Annotated in this window: 16 protein-coding genes; 8 read left to right on the forward strand and 8 right to left on the reverse strand. The window is 56.8% G+C overall.

Going from position 1 to position 15,262, the window contains the following annotated elements; translation table 11 throughout:
• Window positions 1-181: 181 nt before the first annotated feature.
• The 3 genes from LT974_RS16320 to LT974_RS16330 form a co-directional block, all read right to left on the reverse strand.
• Window positions 182-1,348, reverse strand: a complete 1,167-nt coding sequence (locus tag LT974_RS16320; protein WP_232587224.1) for an ISH3 family transposase — start codon at window positions 1,346-1,348, stop codon at window positions 182-184.
• A 20-nt stretch (window positions 1,349-1,368) separates the two neighbouring features.
• On the reverse strand, window positions 1,369-1,536 hold the full coding sequence (locus tag LT974_RS16325) for a hypothetical protein (RefSeq protein ID WP_232590681.1): 168 nt from the start codon (window positions 1,534-1,536) through the stop codon (window positions 1,369-1,371).
• 169 nt (window positions 1,537-1,705) lie between these two features.
• A complete protein-coding gene (locus LT974_RS16330) occupies window positions 1,706-1,969 on the reverse strand; it encodes an AbrB/MazE/SpoVT family DNA-binding domain-containing protein (protein ID WP_232590682.1) in 264 nt (87 codons plus the stop codon).
• Between the two features lie 453 nt (window positions 1,970-2,422).
• Here LT974_RS16330 and LT974_RS16335 point away from each other — a divergent pair, with 453 nt between their 5' ends.
• Window positions 2,423-2,767 carry a hypothetical protein gene (locus tag LT974_RS16335; protein WP_232590683.1) on the forward strand — a complete coding sequence of 115 codons (345 nt, stop codon included), beginning with the start codon at window positions 2,423-2,425 and terminating at the stop codon, window positions 2,765-2,767.
• 60 nt (window positions 2,768-2,827) lie between these two features.
• Here the strand turns inward: LT974_RS16335 and LT974_RS16340 are convergent, their stop codons facing one another.
• Together LT974_RS16340 and LT974_RS16345 are read right to left on the reverse strand one after the other, a co-directional pair.
• Window positions 2,828-3,145 (reverse strand): hypothetical protein, encoded by a 318-nt coding sequence (locus LT974_RS16340; RefSeq protein WP_157534049.1) that lies wholly within the window; start codon window positions 3,143-3,145, stop codon window positions 2,828-2,830.
• Window positions 3,138-3,413, reverse strand: coding sequence for a hypothetical protein (locus tag LT974_RS16345; RefSeq protein WP_232590684.1), 276 nt, complete (start codon window positions 3,411-3,413; stop codon window positions 3,138-3,140). Before LT974_RS16345 ends, LT974_RS16340 begins: the two co-directional genes overlap by 8 nt.
• Before the next feature lie 743 nt (window positions 3,414-4,156).
• On the opposite strand from LT974_RS16345, the gene LT974_RS16350 reads away from it, so the two are divergent.
• The 5 genes from LT974_RS16350 to LT974_RS16370 all read left to right on the forward strand — a co-directional run bounded on the left by LT974_RS16350 (window position 4,157) and on the right by LT974_RS16370 (window position 10,667).
• The gene (locus LT974_RS16350; protein ID WP_232590685.1) at window positions 4,157-4,684 is read left to right on the forward strand and encodes a hypothetical protein; all 528 of its coding nucleotides are present in this window, start codon (window positions 4,157-4,159) and stop codon (window positions 4,682-4,684) included.
• Window positions 4,681-5,925: a PD-(D/E)XK nuclease family protein gene (locus LT974_RS16355; protein WP_232590686.1), complete on the forward strand. Its 1,245-nt coding sequence runs from the start codon at window positions 4,681-4,683 to the stop codon at window positions 5,923-5,925. The genes LT974_RS16350 and LT974_RS16355 overlap by 4 nt, the downstream gene beginning before the upstream one ends.
• A complete protein-coding gene (locus LT974_RS16360) occupies window positions 5,915-9,394 on the forward strand; it encodes a UvrD-helicase domain-containing protein (protein ID WP_232590687.1) in 3,480 nt (1,159 codons plus the stop codon). The genes LT974_RS16355 and LT974_RS16360 overlap by 11 nt, the downstream gene beginning before the upstream one ends.
• A 244-nt stretch (window positions 9,395-9,638) precedes the next feature.
• Window positions 9,639-9,893: a hypothetical protein gene (locus tag LT974_RS16365; protein ID WP_232590689.1), complete on the forward strand. Its 255-nt coding sequence runs from the start codon at window positions 9,639-9,641 to the stop codon at window positions 9,891-9,893.
• Between the two features lie 492 nt (window positions 9,894-10,385).
• A complete protein-coding gene (locus LT974_RS16370) occupies window positions 10,386-10,667 on the forward strand; it encodes a PadR family transcriptional regulator (RefSeq protein WP_232590691.1) in 282 nt (93 codons plus the stop codon).
• Window positions 10,668-10,755: 88 nt separating this feature from the next.
• On the opposite strand, the gene LT974_RS16375 is transcribed toward LT974_RS16370, so the two are convergent.
• Window positions 10,756-11,316, reverse strand: a complete 561-nt coding sequence (locus LT974_RS16375) for a TATA-box-binding protein (protein ID WP_232590693.1) — start codon at window positions 11,314-11,316, stop codon at window positions 10,756-10,758.
• 333 nt (window positions 11,317-11,649) lie between these two features.
• On the opposite strand from LT974_RS16375, the gene LT974_RS16380 reads away from it, so the two are divergent.
• Window positions 11,650-12,636 (forward strand): hypothetical protein, encoded by a 987-nt coding sequence (locus tag LT974_RS16380; RefSeq protein ID WP_232590695.1) that lies wholly within the window; start codon window positions 11,650-11,652, stop codon window positions 12,634-12,636.
• A gap of 273 nt (window positions 12,637-12,909) precedes the next feature.
• Here the strand turns inward: LT974_RS16380 and LT974_RS17980 are convergent, their stop codons facing one another.
• Together LT974_RS17980 and LT974_RS16385 are read right to left on the reverse strand one after the other, a co-directional pair.
• Entirely contained in the window at window positions 12,910-13,170 is a 261-nt protein-coding gene (locus LT974_RS17980; RefSeq protein WP_408611742.1) for a restriction endonuclease, read from the reverse strand.
• Between the two features lie 195 nt (window positions 13,171-13,365).
• A complete protein-coding gene (locus LT974_RS16385; protein ID WP_232590394.1) occupies window positions 13,366-14,532 on the reverse strand; it encodes an ISH3-like element ISH27-2 family transposase in 1,167 nt (388 codons plus the stop codon).
• Between the two features lie 402 nt (window positions 14,533-14,934).
• Between LT974_RS16385 and LT974_RS16390 the strand changes: the two genes are divergently transcribed.
• Entirely contained in the window at window positions 14,935-15,177 is a 243-nt protein-coding gene (locus LT974_RS16390; RefSeq protein ID WP_232590697.1) for a hypothetical protein, read from the forward strand.
• Window positions 15,178-15,262 lie beyond the last annotated feature (85 nt).

The raw sequence follows: 15,262 nt of genomic DNA on the forward strand, positions 1-15,262 counted from the left end.
ACCTCACAAAGCATCCACAGCTAGCTGTTTCTGCGGCCTAAGTTCTGTCTCGAAGCGGTTGTACTGATGGTCTCGATGAGATGATTACGGACGGATCGACGGAGAGCTGTCGCTGTCGGCGGCGGTCAGCCGCCGACGCGACAGCGTTGCCACTCACTTTGCTGGCTTGCTCGGTCGGTGGTTAGCGGTGGAACCGGTCGTCAGGTGGCCGATTCGCGGGGACGGCCCGACGCACCGCGAGGGCCGTCCACGCAGCTCGTCGAACCATATTGACGAACTCCTTGTACGGCCACCACCAGAGGCGACGCCCGCCTCGGCGGGGCGTCGCCACATACTCGTAGTGAAGGTACCGCCAGACGTTCTGTAATAGCAGACTCACCACGACGTACAGCAGCCGTACCGTTGGATCTCGTGTGGTTGTTGTCGCTATCGCTTGTTCAAACAATCGATAGCTCGACTCGATACCGAACCGCTTGGTGTAGTGGTATCGAGCGTCGCGTGGTGAGTCGATGAACGGCGCGTCAGCGGCGTAGCCGTGACGCGCCACACCGTTCTCGTCATACTTCCCGTTTAGGTACGTACAGTCGATGTAGACGGGAAACTCGACGGTCCAGCTGTGGCCGTCGAGTTTCCCTGTCAGATCGTGCTGAATGACACGACTCCACCCTTCCGAGAGCTCTTGCTGAATCGTCTCACCCCACCGGATGATTGGGATCACGTACGCGTAGTCGTGCGTCTGAAGCAGCGTGAGGCACTTGCTGTCGTAGAATCCGCGATCAAGGTAGACGGCCTTGATCTCGGTGTCAAGGCCGTCGAGAATACCGAGGAACTCAGCGAGGACGCTGCTGGCGGTGTCGCCGTCTTCGAGACGGCGCACCGCCAGCGTGTAGCGTTTGTTCGTCACACGCGCGTAGAGTGTGGCGTAGGCGTGGAACGCGGTGGTTCCACGCTTCGCTACCGAGTGATAGAGACCGTCTGTGTCGGCTTTGTCACCGTAGTAGGGTCGCAGGTGGAGGTCTGCGCAGACCTCCACCTGCTTGGGGAGCAGTTCATCGATATCCTTCCGAAGGAGCGTGTTAGCGACTCGTTCGAGCCGTTCCGGCTCGAACTTCGTCCGAAGATGGTAGAGGATCGTGTTCGCAGTGGGTGTATTCTGGCTCGACGCACAGAGCGTAGAGACAGAGGTCCCGTCGGCGCAAGCGCCGACGAGGACCTCATAGATGTCCTCAGCAGCGATTTCAGCGTTATTTGCTAAAGAGATTGGAACTTCCTCGTCAAGGCGGTTGACGAGAAAGTTAAGAAGTTGGTCCTCGTGAATCTCACCGTCTGCTTGCTTGTTGGAGTACACATCCTCAGCAAGCAGACGTTCTAACTAACCGGCTTTGTGAAGTACTGAATCTCGGTTGGGTCGTCGGCCCAGCCATACTCCGCGACGGACTGGGCGGCGTAGCGAAACTGCTCGAACGTCTCGTCGAGGACGCTGTGAGCGCCGTCGGGCACGTCGAGTTTCACTTGGATGTTCCGAACGACCGCCACACCTCATATGGGTATCTGGAATTACTTAAAAATTTAAGTCCGAATTGGGGAGTCAGCCGGGCTATCGTCAGTGGACTGTTGAGTAAAGCGGACGCGCTGCCTCCCACCCCTGAAGCGGTGGGTTTCCGCGCTGCTTCCGCTATGAGTACGTTCGTATCAAGAACCGCCTTCATTCACCAGATCCCCGCGCTTCATGCACTAACTCATCAACTTCCTCCATCGACAGTTCAACTGTTTCGGCTCGCTCTTCGACCCGCTGTTGGAACTCTTCGACTGACGGGAGTTCGAGTTTCTTTAGGACGAGCCCGTAGTCGGTTGGGACGACCATCAGCTTCGTTCCCTTCTTGAGCCCGAATTCCTCCCGTAGCCGGCTTGGAATCGTGATTTGGCCTTTCGATGTTACGGTGGTTACTTCAGGATTGTCGGTGCTCATTAAATAGTTCTACGTAAGGAATTCTTACGTGCCGTATTGAATCCATCGGCCATCCAGTACTACGAGCCAGAGACACAAACAGCGTGAACAGAGATACCCACACCAGATATCAACTAGTGATAGTTGTACCGGCGGGAAGCTTGCCACCTAGAAGATCCAAAGAACAGCGGAAGCGGTGGGGAGGGGGAGACATTCCTATCCTGTACCGGCTTCTCGAACCAGCCACAACTCCTGCCCTCGCTCGCGTTCTGCAGACTCTTCAGAGTGGCTCGGCCAGAGTTAACCAACAATCTGAACCGATACGTGCAAAGTGTTGGTTAAGGTTGGCGCGCCGATCAGACACCGCCCGGTGACGGCTACTCGTCCACGTTCGGTGTATCCTCTGTGAAACGCCTGCAGTAGTTTCCCTTTCTCGGCAGTCTTAACCAACACTATTACGACCTAGTCATCCTAATGTTGGTTAAGACGATGGCCCACACACGCCCCAATCCACCGGACAACATCGCCCAGTACATCCTCGATGGCCTCGATCGCCAGGGTCCCGAGGCGCTTCGCCAGATCGCTGAGCACGCTGAGGATCTGGCCGACTGGAAAGCAGCACAGGCAGCTGCCGAGATGGACAAAGAAGATGTCGTGCGTGAGGACAGCCAGGAGGATAACGACCGCCCTGTCGATGTTCCTGCGAAAGCCAGCGTCGTCACCAAGGAGATCAACAACAACCGCTACTACTACTATCAGTGGCGGGCCGGCGATCAGGTCAAATCTAAGTACAAGTCCCCAGTCGAAGCCGGCGAGTAGAACGCGCAACTACCGTCAAGTGCACTGATATTGAAGCGGATAGACATACTACTGCAAGGCTTACTTGGAGGTAACATCGCTGTCCGGTCCTCGATTCGTTTCGACGAGGAACTCTACCGTATATTCCCAAGCATCCAGGTCGTAGTGAATCGTGGCGACATGCGTCCCGGGTTCGTGTGCCTCCAGGTCAACGACGTCGCGGACATCGTCGAATGCTGGCGTTTTCAACTCGGTTCCCCATCCGTAATCCGCCGGACTTCGGGACGTTGGCGGATCTGAACCAGTAGTGTAGCCGAGGTCACGCTCTCCCTGGGAGTTCTCTCGGATTACGACTTTGTGATGTCCCGCCGCCTCTTCGTTTGGATCATCGTTAGTCATAGTCCTCGAAGAGGTCGTCAATCGCAGATTCGATGAATTCATCGCGAAGCTCGCACTCCTTGATTTTTACCTGTGCATCGAGTGTTCCCGCCAGTTGGTGTGCTAGTGTTCTTGATTCGTCATCAAGGACGTCGCTCATTCCGGAATCAAGTTTCTTGATGATGGCTTCTCGGGCGTCGTTGGCGGCCTCACGGTTGGTAAAGACACCGTATGGATAGGATCCCGACGGACCGTCTGTATACACGACGAACGCTTTCGTGTTAGTCATCGATTTCACCTATCTCGTGGTCGTCGCTATCTGGGCACTCGCTCGTTTCTGGAGTATTGGCGGGGAGCCAGGAGCTATTACAGACTTTCCGTAACGTCCTATCGCCGCTTTCTTCTGGGTCATTCATCTGAGCGTACGCTGTTCGGTACCTGCGGCCGACAGCGTCCGCCACCTTGAGAGTAGTTACCTCGGTGTGTGTTCTCATGCAGACTCCTAAAAGAACCTCGCACTAAATGGTGCTGGTCAGGGGAGTAAGCGGACCGCTTACCGGATAAATCAGAGGATTGTTTCCGAGTTATCAGACAACTCGGAAGTGAAATGTTAGACTGGAGGTGGTCCAGCGAAACAATATTACTAGCGGGCTTTGAAAATATTATAATACAGATCACCATCCTCCAATCACAATACGTGGCAAGGATTCGGTGAGTAGCGAGCTAGTCCCTCTTGGACATCACTCTCCCACCTCAATGACTCAGACACAGCAAGAACAACTTCCGAAGAATCTGACTCTCCACGTAGGAAACGAAGCATCTCTCTTAGAACGTCCAGACCACTCAACCCAACAGACGGAGTTGGTGTTGGCTCCCGTGGAGCTACACCGTCGAAACATCCAACGCAGACTGCGAGAATCCCAGACCCCAAAAACAAGTTTCCAATTCAGCGACCCGACAACAGTTGGGAAACAGCTCCTTGACGTCGCTGGCCTGCCGACAACGACGGTCGACCGCATCGATCGTTTATCGATGATTCGCTCCATACTGTCGGACGAGGATGTGTCGATCGCGTCACCGGTTGTGCCGTCGGAGCCACAGAGTGTTGAGCAGATTCGGACGGAGATTGAGGCTGTGACCGGCTTCCATCCGGGGCGACTCAACATCGTCCAAGATGTCGTTGGTGGGCTTCAAGCGCCGATCAATGCGGATGGCGCTGAGCTGCTTGACGCCGCAGTCAGTATCGAACAGGCACTCCGCCAGGTGACATCGACATCGACGTCGGTCTCTGACGTGGCGTTCGTTCGCCGCGCGGCGCGAGAGCTCCTTGCGACTGATGGTGCGATTTGGGAAGACGCGTTTCCAGACGTCGAGCGTGTATCACTAGTTGGTGTGAGCAGTGTTCCCGCTGCCTACATTGACCTCCTGCACGCCGTCCTGGCGTCGGTGGCCGTGCCGGTGCACGTCCATTTCCGGCGTGGGACTGGCTCATACCTCACTCAGCGGGCCTCGGAGTTGTTCGACGTCGCCAGCCCAGGAATGGTGGTGTTCGAGTCGTGACCGCGTCCGGTCGGCTCGCCCTTGCTGAGCCACTCGATGGCGCTGATGTCCCAGTTGCGGAGGTGGTGACGACGACACGCCGTGAGGAGGCGCGAACCGTGATGGCGACTGTAGCCACGTTACGTGATGTTGGCGTGCCGGTCCGTGACATCGCTGTGGTTGCACGCGACATGGACCAGTACGAGGAGCCACTGTATCGGGCTGCGATCCAGTACGGGATTGCGCCCGTGTTCTGGGTGCAGCTCAGAGTAACCCAGACGCGGCCATACGCACTCATTGAGTCAGTCTGCGACGTACTGGGCGCGGAGGAGGTGTCTCGGGAGGTCCTATGTCGCCCACTCGAACATCGCTGGTGTCCCCCATCGGAAACATCGCCGTCATCATCGTGGCCACTTGATTCACAGACAGTCCAGCGGTTGATGCAGGAGCTACCAGATGAACCACGAACACTCGAAGCGTGGCGGGACGATCTTGCCACAACTCAGGAGAGAGATGACTGTCTCATGACGTACATTACGTGGCTCACCGACTGTCCAGAGCCAACGCCGACTGTAGTCACAGATCGCCTCCTCAGTGTTGTTGACCGGTATGAGGAGCTCGGGCTGCCGGTGACGAAAACGCGTGATTGCCCGGCGCTTATTGAGACAGAACGGGACGCGCGAGCAATCATTCGCGTGAAAACGCTCATCCAGCAACTTCGTTATAAGTACGCTGACCGCCTCGATGAAGGATCGCTTGACCAGTCATGGAGTAGCGTCGCGGAGTTGAGTCAGTTGATCGCAACCCAGCGACCCGGTCGACGAGAACACTCGAACGCACATGCCGTGGATGTCTTCGAAGCGAACGACATCTGGCTGTTGGACATCCCGTACGTCATCGCCGTTGGATTAGTGGACGGTGAGTGGCCGACCCAACCGGAGAGCGTTGTTCCCGCAGAACTTCAGGAAGAAATCCTTCGGGGAGAAGGGCGTACAGGAGCGCTTGCACCGCGGACGGCGTGGACGACTGGCCGAGACCGTGACCAGTTTGCTGACACCGTGCAGGCCGCTGGAGACGGGTTGGTCGTGACTCGCCACACCGAATCCACGTCTGGTGACGAGCGACGACCATCTCCGTTACTGGACCAGTTGAACACCAAGGTCGTGCCAGCCGATGAGCGACGACGACTGGTGAGTCCCAGCCGAGACCTCCCAGACGCTGTCGAAGCGATGCTCAACGAGGAGGAGACCAATGCCAAGTGACGAGCCGATTCGACTGCGGAACGCACAACGAACCATTCGTGATGCGTACTTCCAACATGAGTCTGGATTGTTCACGCTCAACTGCGTTCCGGGCGCAGGGAAGTCTGAGGTCTCCGACCACATCGGTGCAGAGGACATCCTTCGTCGGTATGTCGCGGGGGATCCAACACCCGAGCAGCGAGTCGCAGTCATCTCATTCAACCGCAGCGAGGCGGAGAATCTCATCCCGGACATCTGTACCCGGCTTCGAGAACTCGTCGAACACGATCTGATCCCCGCCGCGAACGATGTATCTGACGAGGAACTGGAATACCTGATTCAGCGAATCAGACACGCTCCTTTCGTCGGAACGATTGACGGTGTCCTTCGGGACGTGCTGAGTGATATCGCTCCCGACATCGGTTTCGAGGAGATGCCAACCGTCGGAAACCCCGCTCGACAGAAACAGCTGCATACCACCTGTTACCGCCGTATTCAGGAGGACTCCGACATCGTACAGCGACTGGCGCGGCTGGAGGCTGCGTACCCCGCTGGTGAGCACGGTGACGACATGACCGAGATGCTTGAGACTGCGGTCAGGTACTGCCGAAACCGCCGACTCTCAACCGATGAGTTCCGGACTGGTCTCGAACAGACCGTTGACGACACCTACCCGGACGGCGCTCCAGACTCGTTCGGTGACATCATCACCGCAATCGAACGCTATGTCGGCGCAGACGTTGACAAGAATGCCTACGACGATATTGGCGATGAGGAGCTCGACGCGATCTGTGACGCAGATGCGCGTCTCTACGACGCCTGGCGTGCTAGAGTCGACGACTTCTGCGCGGTCCTTGAGACGTACCGGCGAACGTACCGGCATGCCATCCGTGACGAGGAGGTTGTGTCACACACGGATGTTGCGTACCTCGTCGACGCGTACTTTGCTGGCCGACTCGATGACATTGATGACGCTCAGCGATCCCGCATCCAACAGCGGTATCACACGCGGATTCGGAGCCTGATTATCGACGAAGCGCAGGACGTCTCTGCGATCCAGCACGCGGCACTCTCGCACCTAGTGACATCCAATACGCGGGTGTTTTGCGCTGGAGATCTCCTCCAGAGCATCTACCGCTGGCGGCACGCTGACCCAACTCTCTTCGAGACCGCGGCAGACGAAGGCGAGTATTTAGGAGTTGATTGGGATATTCACGAGCATCGGACTGCGACAACAACGTACCGATGTGTTCCGGACATCGCTAGTGCGATCAACGAAATCTCCGAGGCGACACTCACAGATCCTGCCCGTGGAAACCTCGGCGACGTAAATGTCCGATATCCGGGGCTCGAAGCGAGTCGGGACTCAACGACTGGTTCGAGTATTCATATCGCGGCCTTCGACCCAATTCCGGCACATCCTGATTCAACTACCTGGGTCAATCCTGACGAGGAGAGCGGGGAAGCGGCGAAGCTGGCAACGCTTATTGCCAATGGGCTCGCAGACGGAACGTTCACTGACGACAACGATGCCCCTCTCGGAATCACCGTGTTGTTCCGGTGGTCGGCGAAAATGGACGAGTACGAGGACGCGTTTGACGAGGAAGATGTGAGCGTGCGGACAGCGAGTGAGAACCTCTTCGAATGTCCGGTCGTGAATACGGTACTCGATGTGTGTGAATGGTTAGTCGAGCCGGCTGACCCTGAACAGACTCGCCAGCTTGTCACGGAGTCGAGTCTCGGACTTGAGTCGCTCAAACCTGCCTTCGAAACACATTGTTGGAGCCTTGATGCGGTGCTCAGCGACTGCGAACTCACGGACGCCCACCAAGACATCCTTAACAGTCTCATCGAGCTCCGCAACCGGCGTGAACGGTTCTTCTCGCAGCCTGCTGGAACATACGTCGAGGACATCATCAAGGCGCTTGCTCTCCGGGCAGACCCCCACGAACGCTTCGACATCACCCCGGCACAGCGAGTCGCCAACCTCGATGCACTCGTTGATACCCTCCAAGAGTGGGAAACGGACGACCACATAGACCTACGCGAACTTTCCGAGCTGATCGACCCGTTCCGCCAACAGGCCCACTTGGGCCCGAACCAGCCAAGCACCGCTGACACAAGCCACGATGTGGAATTTCGGACAATCCACGACGCAAAAGGCGACCAAGACGACGTCATAGTCGTAGCGAATCCTGGCTTCGACCTCTGGAAGCACGGGCCACAAGCGCAACGCTTCATTTCTCAAGGCAGTATCAACGCCCTCAGGCCACCAACAAACACCGACACCCCCGAAGACGTGTCGCTCCCACCGTTCACCAACGGACTGTACGAGCCAGAAAACCAGTGGGACCGCGACGTCGGATTACGATGGACGACAAGTCACTGGTGTAATAATATCGAGGACGCTGCAGACCCGACATCGTTGCTCGGTCCCGACCGACTCGTCCGAGCGGCGGCGAACAAGCGAGCAGAAGCATGGCGACTGCTGTACGTCGCTCTCACACGGGCACAAGACCACCTCGTTGTCCCACTCCCACGGTCACGCCCCTATGAACCACGGCCACGTGACCGGTGGCTCGACACGATTCGAGACGCCCTCAACTTCACCGGCGATCAGACAGGGACGTACACGGTTGATACAGAACCGCATTCCTTCGACGTCGGCGTCAACGACGTCGCCCTGGATGCAACATGGCGGAATACGTCCCGTTCCCGGGATGACGACGTCGCCGTGAACCCCCCGTGCCGCGCGGATCTCGCTCCCTGGGTGCCACGGTTCGTCAACCCGAGTACGATGTACCCACTCACCGAAGCCCCCGACACACACGTACTCAACCACCTCCTCGGGAACGCCCTACATACAGACGCGAACGACGTTCCGGACCACGTCCCCCTCCGGTTCGACACCCTCGGCCCAGACGACATCGGCTCCTGCTTACACAAGGTACTGACCACACTCGTCGACCGTGACGTACCGGAACCCACACTCCGCAACGCCGGCGACGAGGTTCGACACGTGTTCGACGACATCCTGAACGACCATGCTAAACGGATCGGCGACGATGAACGCGACGAACTGTTCACCTTCTTCGAAGAGGAGGTACTGGACGACTTCCTCGCGTCAGATCTATGGGCGCGAATCCAGCGGGCCGAGCGAGTTACCGTGGAGAGACCAATCGATGGCCTCGTGACGAACAACGACGTTGAGATTGAGGTCCACGGAACGAGCGATTTCGTCGTCGAGTCACCCTCAGGCGAGCAGCATGTGTCCGACGTGAAGATCACACTGACGAAGCCAACGGCAGAGACCCAACGGCGGTACAAACTTCAAGTAACGGCCTACTCGTACCTGTTTGAGCAGCAAGAACACTCGACAACCCCCGTAGACGGGACAGTGGAAACCTTCGGAGTTGCGCGTGACACGATCGACCCATCTTGGCCGGCTGATATTGTCGAACGGAGACTTACAGCTCTCATTCGACAGTAGCCGGCAATCGCATTGCAACACCCAGATTTGTAAAACGCTTTTTGTAGAGGATTGTTGGTGGAGAGCCTTCCGGCGATTTCGCTGTCGTTGTGTCTCACTGGTGGACGGGACCGAACAGGGGTGTCACCGTTTCTACCGAAGGTTCGATTGACCCAGACCGAGACGAGAGTTCGCTACCAACAAACTCCGCCACAAGAGCGGGGGTGGAAACAGATTTGACTGGCGACGGGAAACAGGAGACACGATGGCAGAGCGAGAGGCAGACACCGCGGACAGTGGAGCGTTGCCAGTGGACCCGAGGGACCTGCTAGCGGTGGCAACTGACGAGTCCGTCGACCCGTACCGACGGGAAGCCGCTATCAAACGCCTCGGGGAAGTCTCTGGACCCTCAGAACGCTATCTAGAGGCGTTGGCTAGCGGTGAGGCGTTGTCGCCGATTGAGCAGTCGTTGGCGACGACCGTCCTCGACGAGCGGTTGCGTGCGCGGACCAACGAGTAGCCCTAGGTGGGCCACCGTCGAGACAGTAGTGAGAACCCCGACCAGTGTTATCAGGCGTAATAGCTGCCCCAGTACGCTTATCTGTGCGGGTTGATGGGTCGTGATTGGTGGCCGCGGAGGTTGTCACACGCTCCACACCCGCCACCTGATACCCCTTCCTCACGTACCTACTGAGAACGGGAAGCCAGCGACCACTACGTTGGCGTGGATGCGTACAGCTGGGGGGAGACGAGAGTGCTCCGGGCCGCCGGCTGCTGGCAGGAAACATCCACGCGTGTGGGAATAAGTGGCAGTCATCTGACGGCGAGTCAGGTCGCTAATCTCCCAAGAGGCTATCTGGTACCAGCGACTGCCAACAGGCGTGTCGTCTGTGGCTGATCTAGGTAGACGAGGGCTCTGAGCAGTCTTCCTGTCTAGTTGCGCCGCTCATAGCAAAGGTACTACGGTCGAGGTGTTCCGAAGGCCTATATTTTCTACCGTGAACTAGGGTGTATGCACGATTTGACGGGGTTTCAGCGTGATCTGCTGTACGTCATTGGCGGGTTAGATGAGCCACACGGGCTTGCTGTGAAGGCTGAAATGGAGGAGTACTACGAATCCGAAATCCATCACGGGCGGCTCTATCCGAATCTTGATACACTCGTTGACAAGGGCTTGGTTGAGAAAGGCGAGCTAGACCAGCGCACAAACTCCTATGCGCTCACCCGGCGTGGCCGCCGCGAGCTTACTGCGCGACGCGACTGGGAAACCCAGTACGTCAACATCAGCGAGTAACAGCCCGCCTCCAGCGTTCAACATGGGTGTCACTCACTCCAGCAACACTGCCCCCTTCGCGTGGTAGTCGCTTGATAGCTCCGTGGACTCACTCAAGCAGGCCGAGTTCAGTGAGGCGGTCTTCGACGTGTTTCAGTGCGGACTGTGCGTCCTCAGATTCATTTGCACCGGTAATCACGAGTTTCCCACTGCCGAAGAGGAGAACGACGACGTCGGGGTCCTCAAGGCGGTAGACGAGGCCAGGAAACTGTTCGGGTTCATACTCTATTTGCTCCAACCCCAGACCGATCGCAATCGCGTTCAAGTTCAACGATTGCTTGAGATCGGCACTGGAGACGATATTCTGCACCTCAATCGGCGGATTACTCGCGACATCGATGCCTAACTCGCGGATGTCCTCAAACACGATCTCGAGGGCTTCGTGAACGTCATCGACGCTTTTCGCGCCGGTGCAGACGACTTTCCCCGAGCGGAAGATCAGCGTGGCTGACTTCGGCTCCTGGAGGCGGTAGACGATTCCAGGAAAGTCCTCGGGGTTGTACTCCGCGCCGGGAAGGTCTGTGGAGAGTTGGTCGAGGGCGAGTTCTTGGCCGATATCGCTGGATGCAACGACGTTCTCGATATGGATCGTGTCCGCCAGAGTGCTCATACAGAGTATTTCTCGGACAACTCACTTAAATAGCGGGTGGAAATGTGTGGCGCTGGTGAGGCCCTCAACGGCTAATCGATTCGGGTATAGGCCGCTAAGTACAGATGTTCCATTCAATAACTGTTTCTACGCCAAGAATTTCGAATCTGGCTCCGTTCGTGGGACTCTCAGTGATACGGATCTGCCAGTCGTGGAGGGTGTCATAGAAGGCTTTCCACACCAGACAGGGAGCGCTCAGCACAGACGGCCTATCTACCGATCAGGAGAGCTGTCTGCGCCATCTCTGACAAATTCATCCGTGAGCTTTTGATTATTGGTGGAGTATACCACGATATGACATTCAGCGCGAGTTGGCACAACCTGCTTGAAAACGCCGAGGAACTGCCACCGGACGCAACTCTTCTCACGCCGCTCTCTCGCAAACCGTTCCGACTCACAGACGTGCAAGAACACCGTATTCTCATTGAGTATCGAGAAGATGATGGTACCGTTCCACTCCACCGCGAGCAGTTCGAGACTCTATACGATCACGTCACCGAAGGTTGGAGTAGCTTTGAACTCGACAATCTTCCCCCTGATGCCGAACCCTACGCCACTGTCCTGAGCTTGCACCCGCGGTTTGAGATTGACGACCGCGAGGGAATGCTCTCGGAAAGTGAATCCCCGACGAGTTCCCCGTTAGTCGATGCTCACGAGGTGGAGAGAGATGGAGACGACCGCGAGGAGCCCGATATTTCCGTCTACTCCGACGCACTCTTGCTTATCGATGCGCTCGAACGCAACGACCCAACTAATCTTGAATCGGTAGACACTCCTGCGTTGGTGAACCTCTATACACTACTCTCCGACGTACAGCGAAACGCGAATGATCTCCGTCAGGGTGTGCGGAGTGTGTTACTCGACCAGCTCCATCACGATCAACCTGTCTCCGGGCAGTACGGGTCTGTCCAGCGAACCTCACGGCGAAATCGGTCACTCAAAGAAGATGCGGACGTACTGGACGTACTGGAAGACGCAGGGATTGACCGTGAACGTGTGACAAGCGTAGATCCCAGCAAGGTAGATGATGCGCTTGAGGTGACGGAACTCTCAGAATCAGACGTCTATGAAATCGAGGAGAGTGAATATGTTCGGAAAGCTGAAGTCGATGAGGAAAGCAAAGAGACGCGTCTCCAAGGGCTCAAAGATCGATTAGCTGCCACCGACGAGGACACCGAAGACCTACAGGAAGAAATCCAAGAATTAGAACAGCGGATAGACGACCTCACTAGCTTCGAGTCAGCGTCATCTTTCGACACCAAGTCAGACGGCGAACTGTAACTGGAACTCGATCAGTACAGAAAATCTATACAGCACTCGGTCATTATTTCACGACGTTATTGGTGTCCTGACTCTGCTACCGTGAGGACTTTGAGAATCCCGTCAACGTTGAGTAGCCACGACACCAGCGGTTATTTCGCAACGTTCCAGAAACGAGGCTAATAAAATAGTCTCAGTGAACATCCATCCCGAGCTCTCCTAATGGGAAACATATGCAAGCCGCCCAGTACGTCGAAACACTTCGCCACAGTGTGGACACCTAACTTCTGGTGGCTAATTGCCGCCCCGTTCTTCCCGCTCTTCCCACGTTATTCCGGGCCCGATTTCTTCTGCTTTCTTACTCTCATATGTTGTACCTGCTATGCCAGAACTGTTCAACCTCCCGTTAGATGTAGAATGGAGTAGCTGTACACCACGATTTGACGCGACCGTTTGAGCTTCATCCGTGAACCCTGACGTTGTGACAACAACTACACCATCGATATCACGGCGCTGAAGCAACCCTGCAGCCTTCTGAATGGTTGGGCTACCCACGTTATTCCCGCCTGAATAATCAGTACCTCACAAAGCATCGCCGGCTAATCCGACTTGAGCCATCTGTTCTGTTGTGGTGAGTCGTCGATCACGGTTGAGCAACGCTGATCGAAGGCGGAGCTGTCGCTGTCGGCGGCGCTCAGCCGCCGACGCGACAGCGTTGCCACTTGCGGAGACGCCGTACTCGGTGGGTGACTACCGGTGGAACCGGTCGTCTGGTGGCCGGTTCGCGGGGACGGCCCGACGCACCGCGAGGGCCGTCCACGCTGCCCGTCGAACCATATTCACGAACTCCTTGTACGGCCACCACCAGAGGCGACGCCCGCCTCGGCGCGGCGTCGCCACGTATTCGTAGTGCAGATACCGCCACGTGTTCTGCAACAGCAGACTCACCACGACGTACAGCAGTCTCACCGTGGAGTCTCGCGTCGTTGTCGTCGCTATCGCTTGCTCAGACAACCGATAGCTCGACTCGATACCGAACCGTTTCGAGTAGTGGTATCGAGCGTCGCGTGGATTCTCGATGAACGGCGCGTCAGCGGCGTAGCCGTGACGCGCCACGCCGTGCTCGTCGTACCGTCCGTTCAGGTACGTACAGTCGATGTAGACGGGAAACTCGACGGTCCAGCTGTGACCGTCGAGTTTCCCCGTCAGATCGTGTTGGATGACGCGACTCCACCCTTCCGAGAGTTCCTGCTGAATCGCTTCACCCCACCGGATGATCGGGACAACGTAGGCGTAGTTGTGCGTCTGTAACAGCGTGAGACACTTGCTGTCGTAGAATCCGCGATCAAGATAGACGGCCTTGACCTCGGTGTCAAGGCCGTCGAGTACACCAAGGAACTCAGCGAGGACGCTGCTGGCGGTGTCGCCGTCTTCGAGACGGCGCACCGCCAGCGTGTAGCGTTTGTTCTTCACACGCGCGTAGAGTGTGGCGTAGGCGTGGAATGCGGTGGTTCCACGCTTGGCTTCCGAGTGATAGAGGTTCTCCGTGTCGTCTTCATCACCGTAGTAGGGCCGCAGGTGGAGGTCTGCGCAGACCTCCACCTGCTCGGGGAGCAGTTCGACGATGTCTCGGCGAAGAAGCGTGTTAGCGACGCGTTCGAGCCGTTCCGGCTCGAACTTCGTCCGTAGATGATAGAGAATCGTGTTCGCCGATGGGGAGTCTTCACTGGAGTTGCACAGCGTCGAGATCGAGGTCCCGTCGGCGGTCGCGCCGACGAGGACCTCGTAGATGTCCTCTGCACCGATTTCAGCGTTGTTGGCGAGGTTGAGAGAAACTTCCTCGTCAAGGCAGTTGACGAGGAAGTTAAGGAGCTGGTCCTCGTGAATCTCACTGTCTGCTTGCTGGGTCGTAGACACACCTTCAGCAAGCAGACGTTCTAACTAAGCGGCTTTGTGATGTACTGAGTGTGAAAAACTGTCTGAGTAGAGGGGGCGAGATTTCTTTTAAAACGATTCCGTGGATCGGTGGAAATTGAGTTTCCTCCGTATGTTTCGGAGGTGATCAGCCCGGTGCGTAGCTCAATAGATGATACCTGTAGTCGTTTACGATCTGCCCGGAATTGGCGGAACGACTGAGATGCGTCTCTATGGCTGAGTCCATCCGTCGTTCTCCTACGACCGACAAGCGACGCCGGTAAATAAGGAGAGTGTGTTTGGGTACTGAATGCCGAAGCCAGATATCAAACAACAGGTCGTCGAGTGGGGGCTTATCTGGGGAGTTTCTTCGGATTTGCAAGATTCGAGCCACCGCTATCGTTAGTGGCGGCCGGGCTCAACGGCGTCGGCGCAGTACTGGTATTCAACCGCGACGAGCAAAACCATGGACGGCTGAGTGGGCTCGCCATCGTCTTTGCGTCGTGGGTCTTTATAGCGCTTACTGCGGATGCGGATTCGCTCGCCGCTGCCTCTTTCGTTGCTACGACGTGGTTTACCTTCGAGAGTAAAGAAGAGTATAGCCGGGGAATAATATCGAGAATCCCACTTGGGAAAGAGGGTGAGTGATTCCCTTGCCCCGAGCTATACCAACTCAGCCGCCTTGTTTATCAGCGAAGATCGTTTGGTGCGTACGCTCTTCTGTAGGAGATTG

The organism is Halobacterium noricense, from assembly GCF_021233435.1.
Taxonomy (GTDB): domain Archaea; phylum Halobacteriota; class Halobacteria; order Halobacteriales; family Halobacteriaceae; genus Halobacterium; species Halobacterium noricense.

Coding starts and splice junctions, on each gene's coding strand:
- LT974_RS16330 (WP_232590682.1), bottom strand. CDS start 1,969: ATGAGCACCGACAATCCTGAAGTAACCACCGTAACATCGAAAGGCCAA.
- LT974_RS16335 (WP_232590683.1), top strand. CDS start 2,423: ATGTTGGTTAAGACGATGGCCCACACACGCCCCAATCCACCGGACAAC.
- LT974_RS16340 (WP_157534049.1), bottom strand. CDS start 3,145: ATGACTAACGATGATCCAAACGAAGAGGCGGCGGGACATCACAAAGTC.
- LT974_RS16345 (WP_232590684.1), bottom strand. CDS start 3,413: ATGACTAACACGAAAGCGTTCGTCGTGTATACAGACGGTCCGTCGGGA.
- LT974_RS16350 (WP_232590685.1), top strand. CDS start 4,157: ATGATTCGCTCCATACTGTCGGACGAGGATGTGTCGATCGCGTCACCG.
- LT974_RS16360 (WP_232590687.1), top strand. CDS start 5,915: ATGCCAAGTGACGAGCCGATTCGACTGCGGAACGCACAACGAACCATT.
- LT974_RS16365 (WP_232590689.1), top strand. CDS start 9,639: ATGGCAGAGCGAGAGGCAGACACCGCGGACAGTGGAGCGTTGCCAGTG.
- LT974_RS16370 (WP_232590691.1), top strand. CDS start 10,386: ATGCACGATTTGACGGGGTTTCAGCGTGATCTGCTGTACGTCATTGGC.
- LT974_RS16375 (WP_232590693.1), bottom strand. CDS start 11,316: ATGAGCACTCTGGCGGACACGATCCATATCGAGAACGTCGTTGCATCC.
- LT974_RS16380 (WP_232590695.1), top strand. CDS start 11,650: ATGACATTCAGCGCGAGTTGGCACAACCTGCTTGAAAACGCCGAGGAA.